Source organism: Wolbachia endosymbiont of Rhagoletis cingulata (genome assembly GCF_048537655.1).
Taxonomy (GTDB): Bacteria; Pseudomonadota; Alphaproteobacteria; order Rickettsiales; family Anaplasmataceae; genus Wolbachia; species Wolbachia pipientis.
Map to the genome: position 1 here is coordinate 14,084 of NZ_CP175927.1, position 17,201 is coordinate 31,284.

General features: G+C 36.1%; 11 protein-coding genes and 1 tRNA gene. 10 read left to right on the forward strand and 2 right to left on the reverse strand.

Annotated features, from left to right (window positions below; translation table 11 throughout):
* The first annotated feature begins 3 nt into the window (after window positions 1-3).
* The 10 genes from fusA to ACJZL3_RS00115 all read left to right on the forward strand — a co-directional run bounded on the left by fusA (window position 4) and on the right by ACJZL3_RS00115 (window position 15,027).
* Window positions 4-2,079: an elongation factor G gene (gene fusA, locus ACJZL3_RS00070; RefSeq protein ID WP_419198782.1), complete on the forward strand. Its 2,076-nt coding sequence runs from the start codon at window positions 4-6 to the stop codon at window positions 2,077-2,079.
* 11 nt (window positions 2,080-2,090) lie between these two features.
* The gene (gene tuf / locus ACJZL3_RS00075; protein WP_010962309.1) at window positions 2,091-3,263 is read left to right on the forward strand and encodes an elongation factor Tu; all 1,173 of its coding nucleotides are present in this window, start codon (window positions 2,091-2,093) and stop codon (window positions 3,261-3,263) included.
* Between the two features lie 13 nt (window positions 3,264-3,276).
* A tRNA-Trp gene (locus tag ACJZL3_RS00080) sits at window positions 3,277-3,349 on the forward strand.
* A 19-nt stretch (window positions 3,350-3,368) separates the two neighbouring features.
* Window positions 3,369-3,569 (forward strand): preprotein translocase subunit SecE, encoded by a 201-nt coding sequence (gene secE, locus ACJZL3_RS00085; RefSeq protein ID WP_022626186.1) that lies wholly within the window; start codon window positions 3,369-3,371, stop codon window positions 3,567-3,569.
* Window positions 3,559-4,395 (forward strand): transcription termination/antitermination protein NusG, encoded by an 837-nt coding sequence (nusG, locus tag ACJZL3_RS00090; protein ID WP_070356705.1) that lies wholly within the window; start codon window positions 3,559-3,561, stop codon window positions 4,393-4,395. Before secE ends, nusG begins: the two co-directional genes overlap by 11 nt.
* Window positions 4,396-4,397: 2 nt before the next feature.
* A complete protein-coding gene (locus ACJZL3_RS00095) occupies window positions 4,398-4,838 on the forward strand; it encodes a 50S ribosomal protein L11 (protein WP_006279541.1) in 441 nt (146 codons plus the stop codon).
* 4 nt (window positions 4,839-4,842) lie between these two features.
* The gene (gene rplA, locus ACJZL3_RS00100; RefSeq protein WP_065094732.1) at window positions 4,843-5,496 is read left to right on the forward strand and encodes a 50S ribosomal protein L1; all 654 of its coding nucleotides are present in this window, start codon (window positions 4,843-4,845) and stop codon (window positions 5,494-5,496) included.
* 12 nt (window positions 5,497-5,508) lie between these two features.
* Entirely contained in the window at window positions 5,509-6,027 is a 519-nt protein-coding gene (gene rplJ / locus ACJZL3_RS00105) for a 50S ribosomal protein L10 (RefSeq protein ID WP_338482014.1), read from the forward strand.
* A 26-nt stretch (window positions 6,028-6,053) separates the two neighbouring features.
* Window positions 6,054-6,455 carry a 50S ribosomal protein L7/L12 gene (gene rplL / locus ACJZL3_RS00110; RefSeq protein WP_007551887.1) on the forward strand — a complete coding sequence of 134 codons (402 nt, stop codon included), beginning with the start codon at window positions 6,054-6,056 and terminating at the stop codon, window positions 6,453-6,455.
* A gap of 58 nt (window positions 6,456-6,513) precedes the next feature.
* On the forward strand, window positions 6,514-15,027 hold the full coding sequence (locus ACJZL3_RS00115; protein WP_419198783.1) for a DNA-directed RNA polymerase subunit beta/beta': 8,514 nt from the start codon (window positions 6,514-6,516) through the stop codon (window positions 15,025-15,027).
* A gap of 6 nt (window positions 15,028-15,033) precedes the next feature.
* On the opposite strand, the gene dusB is transcribed toward ACJZL3_RS00115, so the two are convergent.
* Window positions 15,034-15,996 carry a tRNA dihydrouridine synthase DusB gene (gene dusB / locus ACJZL3_RS00120; protein WP_419198784.1) on the reverse strand — a complete coding sequence of 321 codons (963 nt, stop codon included), beginning with the start codon at window positions 15,994-15,996 and terminating at the stop codon, window positions 15,034-15,036.
* A gap of 25 nt (window positions 15,997-16,021) precedes the next feature.
* Window positions 16,022-17,146, reverse strand: coding sequence for a Ulp1 family isopeptidase (locus ACJZL3_RS00125; RefSeq protein WP_182282775.1), 1,125 nt, complete (start codon window positions 17,144-17,146; stop codon window positions 16,022-16,024).
* Window positions 17,147-17,201: the final 55 nt, after the last annotated feature.

Genomic DNA, 17,201 nt, shown 5'->3' on the forward strand with positions numbered 1-17,201 from the left:
GATATGGAAATTGGAATATCTAAATACAGAAATATAGGGATAATGGCTCACATAGATGCTGGTAAGACTACCACAACAGAGCGTATTTTATTTTATACTGGTAAGCAAAATAGAATTGGTGAAGTGCACGATGGTGCAGCTTCTATGGATTGGATGGAGCAGGAAAAAGAGCGTGGTATTACAATCACATCTGCTGCAACAACATGTTTTTGGAATGATCATAGGGTCAATATAATAGACACTCCTGGTCACGTTGATTTCACTATTGAAGTTGAGAGATCTTTAAGGGTTTTGGATGGTGCAGTTGCTGTATTTGATGGAGTTGCTGGAGTTGAACCTCAATCTGAGACAGTGTGGCGTCAAGCTGATAAATATAGCGTTCCTCGTATCTGCTTTGTTAATAAGATGGATAGAATAGGGGCAAATTTTTATCGATGTGTTGATATGATAAAGACGAAGCTTGGTGCAGCACCTTTAGTTATTCATTTACCAATAGGGAGTGAGAAAGATTTCAAAGGTATAATTGACCTTATTTCTATGAAAGCCATTATATGGCAAGAAGAAACGTTGGGCGCTAAATTTTCTTATGAAGATATTCCTTCTGATTTGCTTGATAAGGCTCAAGAATATCGAAATCTTTTATTAGATGCTGCAGCTGAGATGGATGATGAAGCGATGAATACTTACTTTGAGTCTAATGATCTGCCAGTGGATTTACTGAAAAAATGCGTGAGAAATGGGACCATTAAAGGAAAATTTGTTCCTGTGTTATGTGGATCAGCTTTTAAAAATAAAGGCGTACAACCACTTTTAGATGGTGTGGTTGACTTTTTACCTTCTCCTATTGATGTTGATGTAATTGTTGGAATTGATCCTAAAGATTCAGAAAAGAAAATTGAGGTCAAACCTTCAGAAAAAGAGAAATTTGTTGCTCTTGCATTTAAAGTGATGACGGATAAATTTGTAGGCAGCTTGACGTTTATCCGTATTTATTCTGGTAAATTAAAGTCTAAATCTACCGTTTCAAATGCGTTAAAAAACGAAACTGAAGGGATTGGCAGAATGTTACTTATGCATGCAAATAACCGAGAAGATATAACTGAGGCTAGGGCTGGAGATATAGTTGCTTTAGTTGGGCTAAAGAAAACAACCACCGGAGATACTTTATGTTCTGTTGATTTTCCTATATTATTGGAGCGTATGGAATTTCCTGAGCCTGTTATTGAAATTGCTGTAGAACCTAAAACCACTTCAGATCAGGAAAAATTAGGTATTGCTCTAAATAGGTTGGTTGCAGAAGATCCTTCTTTGAGAATGTCAGTAAATGCGGAAAGTGGCCAGACTATATTGAAAGGCATGGGTGAGCTCCATCTTGAGATTATTGTTGATAGAATGAAGCGCGAATTTAACGTTGAGGCTAACGTCGGTGCTCCTCAGGTTGCATATCGTGAAACTATCACTAAATCTGTTGAAATTGATTACAGTCATAAAAAACAATCTGGTGGAGCTGGTCAGTTTGCTAAGGTTAAAATAAAATTTGAACCTCTTGAGCCTGGTTCTGGGTTTCAATTTGAAAGTAAAATTGTAGGTGGTGCTATTCCAAAAGAGTATATTCCTGGGGTAGAAAATGGCTTGGAGTTGATAAAAGAAGGTGGTATAATTTCGGGATTTCCGTTGATTGATTTTAAGGCTACCCTTCTTGATGGTGCTTTTCATGAGGTTGATTCTAGTCCTTTAGCTTTTGAACTTGCTGCTAAAGGTGCTTTTAAAGAGATGGCAAATAAAGCTGGTCCAAAAATGCTGGAGCCTATAATGAAAGTTGAAATCATTACTCCTGAAGAATATATGGGTGATGTTATGGGTGATATAAATAGTAGAAGAGGAAATGTTGCTGATATGCTCGATTTAGGTAATAATAGTAAAATAATTACTGCTTCGGTACCTCTTGCAAATATGTTTGGTTATATCAACGTTTTGCGTTCTATGTCTCAGGGAAGGGCGCAGTATAGTATGCATTTTTCTTGTTATGAGCAAGTGCCACAATATGTGGTTGATGAGTTAAAGTTAGAGTATAATTAAGGGTAATAATTATGACAGCAGTAGTGGAAGCATTTGGAAAGCCCCATGTAAATGTGGGAACAATAGGACACGTGGATCATGGGAAGACGACGTTAACAGCGGCGATAACGAAGCATTATGGAAATTTTGTAGCGTACGATCAGATAGATAAAGCGCCAGAAGAAAGGAAGAGGGGGATAACGATAGCAACAGCGCATGTTGAGTATCAGACAGAGAAAAGGCATTATGCACACGTTGATTGTCCTGGACACGCTGACTATGTAAAGAACATGATAGTAGGTGCAGCACAGATGGATGCGGCGATATTGGTAGTGTCGGGGGTTGATGGGCCAATGCCACAAACGAGAGAGCATATATTGCTGGCGAAGCAGGTAGGTGTTGGATATATCGTGGTGTATATAAATAAAGCTGATGTTGCTGATGCTGATATGATAGATTTAGTAGAAATGGAAGTGAGGGAATTACTGAGTAAATACGGATTTCCAGGGGATGAAGTGCCTGTGGTGGTTGGTTCAGCGCTCAAGGCGCTGGAGGATGACAGCAGCGAATATGGAAAGAAATCAATAGATAAATTGATGGAAAAGTTAGATGAATATGTAGCGGTTCCACCAAGGCCTGTGGATTTACCATTTTTATTGCCAATCGAAGATGTATTTTCGATATCGGGGCGAGGAACAGTGGTAACAGGAAGAATAGAGAAGGGAGAGATAAAGACGGGAGAAGAGATAGAGATAATAGGTCTGAAAGCGACGCAAAAGACGATATGCACAGGTGTTGAGATGTTTAAGAAGTTGCTGGATAAGGGAAGTGCAGGACTCAATGTAGGAATATTGTTAAGAGGAACAAAAAGAGAAGAAGTGGAGAGAGGGCAAGTATTAGCGAAACCGGGGACGATAACACCGCATAGAAAGTTTAAGGCGGAGGTTTATATATTAAAGAAAGAGGAAGGAGGAAGGCATACACCATTTTTTGCGAATTACCAGCCACAGTTTTATTTAAGGACAACGGATGTAACTGGGAGCATAAAATTGCTAGATGGGAAGGAGATGGTAATGCCAGGAGATAATGTGAGTGTAGAAGTAGAATTGCAAGTACCGATAGCAATGGATAAGGGATTGCGTTTTGCGATAAGAGAAGGCGGTAGAACTGTTGGTTCTGGTGTTGTTTCTGAAATTTTGGAGTGAGAGTTTGAGTTATAGGAGTGTAGCTCAATTGGTAGAGCGCTGGTCTCCAAAACCAGAGGTTGTAGGTTCAATTCCTATCGCTCCTGCATTAATGTTGTGGTGGAAATGTTAAAAAGTTTGTGTGGTTTTTTCTGTGATATAAAGCAAGAAATACGAAGAATTGCTTGGGTAAAGAAACAGGAGGTGTTGTCATCTCTATTTGTTGTAATGATTGTTATATTATGCTTTTCGATTTTCTTCTGTTTTGTGGATTTTATGTCTCTTTACGTAATTAAGGCTTTATTTGGAATTATTTATGGAATGTGAATATAAATGGTATATCATTAAAGTTGATTATGGATATGAGCAAAACATACGCGAATTGGTAAGTAATGCTGTTTATTTTAAGGAAGTGTTTATTCCTTATCAAACGGTATGTAATTCAAAGTCTGATATAAAAGAATTATGTGAAGTGTATGTATATATGCATCTGTGTGATGAAAGCAAAAATATTTTGAATCAAACGCCTGGATTCTGCAGTGGCGAATCTGGTGATTTTGAGATGATTTCAGATGATGAGATAAGTTTAAAGTGTAAAGAATTTAATAGATATAAATGGTATATCTTGAGAGTTGCTTCCAATTGTGAAGAGAAAGTGCGCCAACATATATTGGAAAATTCTATGAGATTGGGTGTTAATGATTACTTTAAGGAAGTTTTTATTCCATATGAAGAGCTAAGTGAAGTAGAGTTGAAATCTAAGAAAATTGCTACACGAAGGAAATGCTTTCCTGGTTATGTCTTTTTATACGTGAATTTATGCGATGAAGTATTGAATTTTATCAATAATATACCAAAATCTCTTAAGGTTTATGGATTTTTGAAAAACGGTAATATTCCAAAGGTGATTTTGGATGATGAGATTCACTCAATGTGTAATGCGCTTTATAATGCTCAAGAGACAAAGAAGTTAGGTTATGGTTATGAAAAAGGTGAAAAAGTGAAAATTAATGATGGTCTTTTTCAAAATTTTACTGGTAAGGTAAATATGGTAAACGATGAGAAAAAAATTATTAATGTGGAAGTATCGATTTTAGGTAAGCCGACAATAATAGAGCTTGATCTGGCTCAAGTAGAGAAAATAGAGGATTAATTATGAGTGTTATAGTTGCTAAGATTAACTTACTTATGGAAGCTGGGAAAGCAGTTCCAGGACCGAAAATTGCTTCAGTACTTGGTCCACGTGGTATACCTGTTCCTAAGTTTTGTGAAGCTTTTAATAAAGTTACTAGTGCTGCTAACGCTAATTATAAAGTAGGCGATTTAGTAACAGTGCGAATTTCCATAAAGGATGATCGCTCTCATGATTTTACTGTCAGCGGTCCGCCTGTGGCTTATTTACTTAAGCAGGAGGCTAAATTAAGTAAAAGTTCTGGTAATCCTGGTAAAGAATTAGTGGCTAAATTACCTATGTCTGCTATAATTAAAGTAGCAAAGTGCAAGATGGTTGATATGAAAGTGGATAATGAAGATTCAGCAGTGAAAATGGTTGTAGGCACTGCAAAATCTATGGGTATAGAAGTTGTGGAAGGTTAAGTAAATGAATACATATAATGATAATCCTAAGCAGTGTTTGAAGAAGATTGTTGAGTCTGCTTCAGCAAAATTTAATGAATCAGTTGATATTGCGGTCAATTTAGGCGTAGATTCACGTAAATCTGAAGAGCAGGTGCGTGGTACAGTAGTTTTGCCTAAAGGTATCGGGAAGAATATTAAAGTAGCTGTTTTCGCTCAAGATAAACATTTATTAGAAGCTGAAAAAGCTGGTGCTGATATTGCAGGAGGAGAGGATTTAGTTGAAGAAATAAAAAAAGGTAGAAAGTTAGATGTTGATTGGTGCATTACTACTCCTGATTTTATGGCAAAAATCACTCCTATTGCAAAAGTATTGGGTGCTAAAGGGCTGATGCCTAACCCTAAATTTGGTACTGTGACTTCTAACATTGCAGAAGCTATTAAAACCATTAAGTCTGGTCAGGTAAAATTTAGAACAGATAAAAATGGTGTTATTCATGGTAAATTAGGAAATATTAAATTTGATATTGATGACTTGCTAGAAAATTTAAAAGCCTTTCTTAAAGTAATTAAAGATAATAAACCTATTTCTGCGAAAGGAATTTACTTTAAGGGTGTTTTTTTAAATTCAACTATGGGTAAAGCTTATAAGATAGGCAAAGTGGAAGATATAATTTAAGGGAGTGATACCGTGAAGCGTAAAGATAAGGATGAATTTATACAGAGCACAATAAACGTATTTGTAAATAATGATTTCTTGATATTAGTAAATTTTAAATCTATAAATGCTAATGATTCATTAACTCTGAGGAATAGTCTGAAGTCTATAGCAGGTGGGGTATTAGTAGTTAAAAACACTCTAGCGCGCTTGGCTTTGGAAAGGACTGGTAAATTCTCTTATTTATCAGGCAAATTTTCCGGTCCTGTTGCTATTATATACTCTAGTGGCATAGTAGAAGCTGCAAAATTAATAGTTGATTTTACTAATGCTAACAAAGAAAAAATGTCTGTGATTTGCGCAGCTCATTTAAATGAATTGTTAACAGTGGAAGATGTTAATAAACTGGCTAAGTTGCCTTCTCTGGGTGAATTGCGTGTTAAAATTATGCGTTTAATATCTTATGATATTCCTGCTCGGTTAGCGTTGTCTATTAATTCATCTTCTATGAGGCTTATGAGAGTTTTGGATTATTATAGTTCTAAAAAATAAATTTGTTGTTAAGTAAGGTGGTAATTATGAGTAATGTAACAAGTGATTTGGTTGATAAAATATTATCTTTAAACCTATTAGAGGCTTCTGAACTTGTAAAAGTTTTAGAAGAGAAAATAGGGTTGCCTGCTGGTTCTTTTCTTGGTGGAGCTGTTGGTGCTGGGGCGCCTATTGGTGATAATGCTGCTGCTCCTGCTGCTCAAGAAAAAGCTGAGTATAAAGTTGTGATTAAAGAAATTGATGCGAGTAAAAAAATAGGAGTTATTAAAGCTGTGAGAGAGGTTAATTCTACATTGGGTTTAAAAGAAGCAAAAGAGTTGGTTGAATCTTTACCTAAAGATTTGACTGCTAATGTTCCTAAAGACGAAGCAGAAAAAATCAAGCAAAAACTTATTGAAGCAGGAGCAACTAAAGTGGAGCTTGAATAATATTTAATGTATTAATTTTATATTGATATAGCTCTTTTAATTAGTTTGGGGTATTTTAATGGTTGATTCTTCTTATATGTACGCTTCTGGTGCTTTTGTTCCTAGAGTTTCTTATTCTAGGTCGATTGATTTAAAAGATTCTTTATTGGATTTGGTTAAGGTTCAAAAAGAATCATATGATTCTTTTACTCCTAAGAAGAAGGGTAATGAAAGACTTGAAGTTATCTTTCATACAATCTTTCCAATAAATGATCCTTTGCGTAGGGCTACTATTGAGTTTATAAGTTGTAGGGTAGATGATCCTAAGTATGATGAATCTGAGTGTATAAAGCGTGGTGTAACTTTTTCTGCTCAGGTTATTGCTTCTATACGTCTTGTTGTTATGCAGGATGGTATTTCTCTTGATGAATATAAATCGATTAAAGAGAGTGGAGATCATTCTAAACTTGCAACCGTTGTAAAATCTATAGAAGAGCAGAAAGTCCACTTTTGTGGGTTGCCTATGATGACTGATAAGGGCACTTTCATCATTAATGGTGTGGAAAAAGTTATCGTCTCACAAATGCATAGGTCTCCTGGTGTATTTTTTGATAGCGATAAGGGAAAAACTTACAATTCTGGTAAATTGATCTATTCTGCTAGAATTATTCCTTATAGGGGTTCTTGGCTTGATATTGAATTTGATGTTAAAGACCATTTGTATTTTCGTGTTGATAGAAAAAGAAAATTGCCAATTTCAGTTTTATTAAAGGCGTTGGGTCTATCAAATAATGATATACTCGATAGATTTTATGAGAAAATAAAGTATGTAAAACATAAAGATGGTTGGAAAGTGCCTTTTGTTCCTGATAAATTTAAAGGAGTGAGGCTGCCTTTCGACTTAATGGATATTGAAGGTAATGTGCTGCTTAAAGCTAACGTTCGTATTACCTCAAGACTAGCTAAAAAGCTATATGATAATGAATTGAAAGAGTATCTGGTTCCGTTTAATTCTATATGTGGTTTATTCCTCGCAGAAGATTTAATGGATAGTGCTAGCTCTACGAAAATTTTATCTGCTGGTGAATCTATAAAGCTGGAAGACATAAAGAAGCTTGAGTTATTATCTGTAGATGAAATATCAGTGTTGAACATAGATAATTTGTTTGTTGGACCTTATATATTAAATACGCTTTTCTTAGATGAAAACATGTCTTATCAGGATGCACTATATGAAATATATAGAGTTTTGCGTCCTGGTGAAGTTCCTGTTTTAGAGATAGTAGAAGAGTTTTTCCGTAGTCTTTTCTTCAGTCCGGAAAATTATGATTTGTCTAACATTGGTAGGTTGAAGCTTAACTCTTACCTTGGATTAAATTATGATGAGGATTTAACTGTTTTAACGCATGAAGATATTATTGAAATTGTGAAAAAAATAGTATTGTTACGTGACGGTCAAGGATCTGTAGATGATATTGATCATTTAGGAAACAGAAGAGTAAGATCAGTTGGAGAGTTTATAGAAAATCAATTTAGAACTGGGTTGTTGAAATTGGAACGCGCAATAGTTGATTCTATGTCCACTTCTAGTTTAGATAAAGTTTCTTCATCTGATTTTATTAATCCAAAAGTGTTAACTAATGTCTTAAGAGATTTCTTCAATTCTTCTCAATTATCTCAATTTATGGATCAGACTAATCCGTTATCTGAAATAACACATAAAAGAAGGTTATCCGCGTTAGGTCCTGGCGGTTTAACAAGAGAACGGGCAGGATTTGAGGTGCGTGATGTTCATCCAACTCATTATGGAAGAATTTGCCCTATTGAGACTCCTGAAGGGCAAAATATAGGGTTAATCAACAGCTTAGCTATATACGCGCGTATTAATAAATATGGTTTCATTGAAAGCCCTTATAGAAAAGTAGTCAATAGGGTTGTTACTGATCAAATTGAGTATCTTTCTGCTATAGACGAAGGCTCACATCATATAGCTGACACTAGCGTAAAGCTTGATGAAAATAATTGCTTTGTTGATGACATGCTATACTGTAGATATGCTGGTAGCTTCGTCATGGTAAGTAGCGACCAAGTTAGTTACATTGACGTATCTCCTAAGCAGGTAATATCAGTTGCAGCTTCCTTGATTCCATTTTTAGAAAATGATGATGCTAATAGAGCATTAATGGGCTCAAATATGCAACGTCAGGCCGTACCTTTATTGAAGCCTACCGCTCCTCTGGTTGCTACTGGTATGGAGTCTTTTGTAGCTTCTGGCTCTGGTGCTGTAGTTTTAGCAAAACGCGATGGCATAGTTGATAGTTCTGATAGTAACTCTATAGTTATACGTGCTTTTGATAAAGAAAGGGTTAACTACTTGGACGTAGATATTTATCATCTAAGGAAATTTCAGCGTTCTAACCATAATACTTGTATTAATCAAAGACCGCTAGTGTGCGTAGGTGATTATGTTAAAAAGGGTGATGTAATAGCTGATGGTCCTGCAATTAACAGTGGTGAGTTGGCGCTTGGTAAAAATTTGCTAGTCGCTTTTATGTCTTGGCAAGGTTATAATTTTGAAGACTCTATTATTATTTCTAGTGAAGTTGTTAAAAAAGATCTCTTTACTTCTATTCATATAGAAGAATTTGACTGTGTTGTACATGATACCCCTTTAGGATCAGAAAAAATAACTCGTGCTATACCTGGTGTTAATGAAGAAAATCTATATCACTTGGATGATAGTGGTATAGTGAAAATTGGTACAAGAGTTGGTCCAGGCTATATTCTGGTAGGTAAAGTTACACCTAAACCTTCTCTTTCATTGCCTCCTGAAACGAAGTTATTAATGACAATTTTTGGTGAAAAGTCATTCGATTGTGCGGATTCCTCTTTATATACATCTCCAGATGTTGAAGGGACAGTAATTGATGTACAAGTCTTTACACGCAGGGGGGTTGAAGAAAATGAAAGGGCATTACTCATCAAACAAAAAGAGATAAATGACTTTGAGGAAGAGCGAGATTATATAATCAATGTTACTAGTGAATATTTCTATGATGAACTGAAGAAACTTCTTATTAATTCTGGTTCTCAAGATCGAGAAAAATTTGACTCTATTGAACGTGAGCAATGGTGGGGTATAGGATTAAAAAACCAATCCATTTCTGAGCAAGTTAAGAGCTTAAAAAAAGATTTTGATGAAAAAGTATCACATGCAATAGCACAGTTTAAGCGAAAAGTAGAAAAATTACATGAAGGTTATGACCTGCCTCAAGGTGTGTCGATGTCAGTAAAAGTTTTCATTGCTGTGAAACATAGTCTGCAACCAGGGGATAAAATGGCTGGTAGACATGGAAATAAAGGTGTGATTTCTCGAGTTGTGCCAGTGGAAGATATGCCTTATTTGGAAGATGGTACTCCTGTTGATATTATTCTTAACCCTCTTGGTGTTCCTTCACGAATGAATGTAGGGCAAATACTGGAAACGCATGTAGGTTGGGCTTGTAGAAAATTAGGGGAAAAGGTAAGTAATATTCTCGATGAGATCAATAAGATCAAAAGTGCTTTTTGCAAGGGAATTAGGTCCCTTAACGATGATAATTTTACACAATTTGCAGTAGCATACCTTGATAATAAAAAAATTGAAAATATTGATGATGATGAAATAACGGCTTCTGTTTTAAATACACCTAATAAGAATGCACTAAATGACGAGTTGAATGAGTTAGTAGAGAACTATTTGAACTCTTGTAAAAGTTCATACAGCAATTTACGTAACTTCCTGATTGAGGTTTATAGCTATGGCAGTAACGTATCTATCTGTAATGATATTCGTAATATTAGTGATAATAATCTCATTGAATTTGCACGCAAATTACGTGATGGCGTTCCTGTTGCTGCACCTGTATTTGAGGGTCCAAAAGATGAACAAATAGCAAAATTATTTGAACTTGCTGGTTTAGATAACTCTGGACAAGCTGTATTATATGACGGTTGCAGTGGTGAAAAATTCGACCGCAAGGTTACAGTTGGTTACATGTACATGCTTAAGTTGCACCACTTGGTTGATGGTAAAATTCATGCGCGTTCAGTAGGGCCTTATAGTTTGGTTACTCAACAACCTCTTGGAGGAAAATCTCATTTTGGTGGTCAGCGTTTTGGTGAAATGGAATGTTGGGCATTACAAGCCTATGGTGCTGCTTATACTTTGCAGGAAATGTTAACTGTGAAGTCTGATGATATTAATGGTAGAGTTAAGATTTATGAATCGATAATAAAAGGTGACAGTAATTTTGAATGTGGAATTCCTGAATCCTTTAATGTGATGATAAAAGAACTACGTTCTTTATGTTTAAATGTAGATTTAAAGCAAAATGATGTAGTGATTGAAGATATATCTCACACTAACATTGCACAACCTTTTAATGAGGTTAGCATATCGATTGCTAGCCCTGAAAGTATTAAGCGTATATCTTGTGGTGAGATAGAAGATGTTTCAACTGCAAATTATCGTACGTTCAAAGTTGAGAAAGGTGGATTATTTTGCCCTAAGGTTTTTGGCCCTGTCAATGACGATGAATGTTTATGTGGAAAATACAAAAAAAGAAGACACAGAGGTCGCATATGCGAAAAATGCGGAGTAGAAGTTACATCTTCTAAAGTAAGAAGAGAAAGGATGGGTCATATAGAGCTTGCATCTCCTGTTGCTCATATATGGTTTTTGAAATCGCTTCCTTCAAGAATTGGAGCATTATTGGATATGTCTCTCAGAGATATTGAGAATATTTTATATAGCGATAATTATATCGTAATAGATCCTCTTGTTTCGCCTTTTGAAAAAGGTGAGATTATTAGTGAAAAAGCTTATAATGAAGCTAAAGATAGCTATGGGATCGATAGTTTTGTAGCTATGCAAGGTGTTGAAGCTATAAGAGAGTTGCTAACGCGCCTTGATTTACATGAAATTAGGAAGGATTTAAGACTAGAATTAGAATCTGTTGCTTCTGAGATAAGAAGAAAGAAAATTATAAAGAGATTGCGTATTGTTGAAAACTTCATTAAATCTGGAAATAGGCCTGAGTGGATGATACTTACAACTATACCTATTTTACCACCTGATTTGCGTCCTTTGGTATCGCTTGAGAGTGGTCGTCCTGCAGTTTCTGATCTGAATCATCATTATAGGACTATTATTAATAGAAATAACAGGTTGAGAAAATTGTTGAGCTTAAATCCTCCTGAGATTATGATTCGTAATGAAAAAAGGATGTTACAAGAAGCAGTTGATTCTCTTTTTGATAATAGTCGTCGTAATACTTTGGTAAATAAAGCTGGTGCTGTTGGATATAAAAAGTCCATTAGTGATATGTTAAAAGGAAAACAGGGTCGTTTTCGCCAGAACCTCTTAGGAAAAAGGGTAGACTACTCTGGACGTTCTGTAATAGTTGTTGGTCCAACTTTGAAACTAAATCAGTGTGGATTACCAAAAAGAATGGCTCTTGAACTATTCAAACCTTTTGTTTACTCAAAGCTTAAGATGTATGGTATGGCTCCAACTATTAAGTTTGCTAGTAAGTTGATAAGAGCAGAAAAACCAGAAGTTTGGGATATGCTTGAAGAGGTAATAAAAGAGCATCCTGTTTTGTTGAATAGAGCGCCTACGCTACATAGACTTGGTATTCAGGCTTTTGAGCCAATCCTTATTGAAGGCAAAGCAATACAGCTTCATCCGCTTGTCTGTACGGCGTTTAATGCTGATTTTGATGGTGATCAAATGGCAGTGCATGTGCCAATTTCATTGGAAGCTCAGCTTGAAGCTAGGGTGTTGATGATGTCCACTAATAACGTTTTAAGTCCTTCTAATGGCAGACCGATTATAGTTCCTAGTAAAGATATAGTACTTGGTATATATTATCTGACTTTACAAGAACCTAAGGAAGATAATTTACCATCTTTTGGTGCTTTTTGTGAAGTTGAGCATTCCTTGAGTGATGGTACTTTACATATGCATTCTAGTATAAAGTATAGGATGGAGTATATTAATAGCAGCGGTGAAACTCACTATAAAACTGTTTGTACAACTCCTGGCCGTTTAATATTATGGCAAATTTTTCCTAAGCATGAGAATCTAGGCTTCGATCTAATAAATCAGATATTAACAGTCAAGGAAATAACTGGTATAGTTGATTTGGTATATCGTAACTGTGGTCAAAGTGCTACAGTGGCATTTTCTGATAAATTAATGGTACTTGGCTTTGAGTATGCCACATTTTCTGGTGTCTCTTTTGGTCGTTGTGATATGGTTATACCTGAAACTAAAGCTACACATGTTGATCACGCGAGGGGTGAAATTAAGAAATTCTCTATGCAATATCAAGATGGGCTAATAACTAGAAGTGAGAGGTATAACAAGGTTATAGATGAATGGTCTAAGTGTACGGATATGATAGCTAATGATATGTTAAAAGCAATATCTATATATGATGGAAATAGTAAGTACAACTCAGTGTATATGATGGTTAACTCTGGTGCAAGGGGTTCTACTTCACAGATGAAACAGCTAGCAGGAATGCGAGGGCTCATGACCAAATCTTCTGGTGAGATTATAGAAACACCTATAATTTCTAATTTCCGTGAAGGATTGAACGTATTTGAATACTTTAATTCTACTCACGGTGCGCGTAAAGGTTTAGCTGACACTGCACTTAAAACTGCAAACTCTGGATACTTAACTCGTCGTTTAGTTGATGTATCTCAAAATTGCATAGTTACAAAGCATGACTGTAAAACAAAAAATGGTCTTGTTGTGAGAGCTACAGTTGAAGGAAGTACTATAGTTGCATCTCTAGAGAGTGTTGTGCTGGGTAGAACAGCTGCAAATGATATATATAACCCAGTGACAAAAGAATTATTAGTAAAAGCAGGGGAATTAATTGATGAGGATAAAGTAAAGCAAATCAGCATTGCAGGTCTTGATGTTGTAAAAATTAGATCGCCTTTAACTTGTGAAATAAGTCCTGGTGTATGTTCTTTATGTTATGGAAGAGACCTTGCAACTGGTAAAATTGTTTCAATAGGTGAAGCAGTTGGTGTTATAGCTGCTCAATCTGTTGGAGAGCCAGGTACTCAGTTAACGATGCGTACTTTTCATATAGGTGGAGTAATGACTAGAGGCGTTGAATCCTCGAATATTATAGCTTCTATTAATGCTAAAATAAAGTTAAACAATAGTAATATAATTATAGATAGAAACGGAAATAAAATTGTGATAAGCCGTTCCTGTGAAGTCGTGTTGATTGATAGCCTTGGTAGTGAGAAGTTGAAGCACAGTGTACCTTACGGCGCTAAGCTTTATGTAGATGAGAGTGGGTCAGTAAAAATTGGCGATAAAGTTGCGGAATGGGATCCTTATACATTGCCTATTATCACGGAGAAGACTGGTACAGTGTCTTATCAGGACTTAAAAGATGGAATTTCGATCACTGAAGTGATGGATGAATCTACAGGAATATCAAGCAAAGTAGTAAAAGACTGGAAATTGCATTCTGGTGGAGCTAATTTACGTCCTCGTATTGTGCTGCTTGACGATAATGGTAAAGTAATGACACTCGCAAGTGGCGTTGAAGCATGTTATTTTATACCAATCGGTGCAGTGCTCAATGTACAAGATGGCCAGAAGGTTCATGCAGGTGATGTTATTACAAGAACACCAAGAGAGTCAGTTAAAACTCGTGATATTACTGGTGGTTTACCGAGGGTTATAGAGTTATTTGAAGCACGTCGTCCTAAAGAGCATGCTATTGTTAGTGAGATAGATGGCTATGTAGCGTTTTCTGAAAAAGACCGTAGAGGAAAACGCAGTATATTAATTAAACCTGTAGATGAACAAATTTCTCCAGTTGAATATTTGGTATCAAGAAGTAAGCATGTAATAGTCAATGAAGGTGATTTTGTACGTAAAGGTGATCTATTGATGGATGGTGACCCTGATCTCCATGATATTTTACGTGTGCTTGGGTTAGAAGCTTTAGCGCACTATATGATTTCTGAAATACAGCAAGTTTATAGATTGCAGGGTGTTCGTATAGACAATAAGCATTTAGAGGTGATCTTAAAACAAATGCTACAAAAAGTGGAAATTACTGATCCTGGTGATACTATGTACTTGGTTGGCGAAAGCATTGACAAGCTGGAAGTTGATAGGGAAAATGATGCTATGAGTAACTCTGGCAAACGGCCTACTCATTATCTTCCTATTCTGCAGGGGATTACTAGGGCAAGTCTTGAAACTAGCTCCTTTATTTCTGCTGCCTCTTTCCAAGAGACAACAAAAGTACTTACAGAAGCAGCATTCTGCGGGAAGAGTGATCCTTTAAGTGGATTAAAAGAAAATGTTATAGTAGGAAGATTAATTCCTGCTGGTACAGGTTTGATTATGAATAAGATCAGAGCACTTTCACTTTGTGATAATGTGGATAAATATGAAAAATATTTTGATATTGAAACTTATGACGAGGAATGGTTGATGGATAATGGTTGTCATTTACACTCTGGTGAGGAAGAGAGCGTAGTGGCATACGATCAGTCGAATTGAGTACAGCTAGTGTGTCTCTTGACCAAAAAAGCCAATAATATTTTCTTTCACTTCTGTGCTATCTGTCATGTTATTTACTCTCACACGAAATTCAGATGAGCCTTGAAGCCCGCTACTGTACCAACCTATGTGTTTGCGGGCCATCTTTATTCCTGTGTCATTTCCATAGTACTCAAGAATATTGTCGTAATGCTCGAGTATGATGCTTAATCTCTCTGAAGCTGTTGGCTCAGAAGTTTCACTTCCACTGAGAAAGTTCATTGCTTGATTAATCAGCCAAGGTTTACCGTAGGCACCACGACCTATCATCACTCCGTCTGCTCCAGATTCTTTGAGAGCATTCTGAATATCATTTAAATTTTTAATATCGCCATTTACTATAACTGGAATTTTCACTTGCTCTTTAACATTTCTAACGAATTTCCAATCTGCTTGACCATTATAAAGCTGCGCTCTTGTTCTTCCATGCACAGTGATCATTTTTGCTCCTAAGTCTTCGGCAATTTTCGCAAGTCTCGGGGCATTGCGATTTTCATCGTTCCATCCAGTGCGCATTTTCACCGTAACTGGCATATTCACTGCTTTGACCACAGCTTCAATTATCTCAGTGGCTTTTTTCTCATCACGCATTAGCGCTGATCCTGCATAACCGTTTACAACTTTTTTAACAGGGCAACCAAAGTTTATGTCTATAATTTTTGCTCCCATGTCCTCGTTTAATTTTGCAGCCTCCGCCATAACATCTGGCTCACACCCAGCAAGCTGCACAGCAGTTAATGCATCGACTTTTGCTTTTTGCAAACTCTGGCGAGTTTGCATAATCATAGCTCTGCTTGCGATCATCTCTGAAACTAACAAACTTGCACCAAGTTTCTTCACAATACTTCTAAACGGATAATCAGTCACTCCAGACATTGGAGCTAAAATAACTGGAGAATCAATTGTCAAATTTCCTATTTGGAGGGGCATAAGGTCAATGGTAATTTTTCATTGATTACATAATGCAACACAAACTTGCATTCTCCCTTGAAATAGAAGACTGAGATGTTTTCGTCCTTGGCGGACGCTTACGATTTCTTAGATCTTCCTTACATTTCTCATCTTCCATAAGCGCTCTTGTAAATTCTTCTCTTTTCTCATTCAAATCAAATTTATATTCTGATAACTTTTTGTCAATTTCGTCAAATGATTTGTCTTCGTTAAGCATTTGTGTAATTTTATGAGCATTTTCTAACGCAAATATTCCACAGTTATACCCGTCACTTTGCTGCTTAGTTGGGGAAATTCTTATGTCTAATACCCATTCCTCTTTTTGCAGTTCTCTTTTAACAATATTTAGCACATTATCTGGCAATTGATTACCAAATGAGTCACAGTAATAAGCTCTAAATTTTTTATCACCTGCATCAGGTTTAATAACCAAAGTTACCCAATGATTGTTGTTAATATGAAGAACCGAAGTAAATATCAATTTAGAATTTTGTTTTAATTCACCTCTATAATTCTGAAGAAATTCTTTTGTGAGTTCGTCCCAACCATTAGAATAGCTAGGAGCAAGAAAATAGACATTATTATTACTATGTTCACTTTGTGAGTACCCATACACAACTCTTGCAATATGTGTAATGTCATCATCACATAACCAGTAAGCATAATTTCCTCTGTTTGTCTGATGCACAAGAGTGTCCAAATTTTCATGAAACTCTTTACCACCCAAACCACTATCTTTTGAAGCAATAGAACTTCTGCGACTACTGTTCTCTGAAACAGTTGACCCATCTTCATTATCTGGTCCAGGAAAAATACCACTATCCTCATCTGGAGTTTTTTGCTCACCTTGACTTGCTCTTTTTCCATTAATATAACCCTTCGCTAAGTAAAATAAAGGTTCAACAACCATTTTGTATGCTACTGTAAGAATTGTTCCCATTAAAACCCAAACTACGGGGTTAGAGATGAGCATAGCAAGTGGAAAGGTCAATAGAGGGGATCCTATTACCGCCCCTAAACAGCCAGCAGCGAATGTGGCTGCTAGGCATACACAAGTAGCGTAGATAACGAATTCCTCACCAGCAAAGTAAGTGCTCTCTTTCTGATTATTTTTTGTAATGCCCAACATACTACACCCTATGAACGCTAAGTTAATTAAATTTAAACAAATTCTAACAAAAAAA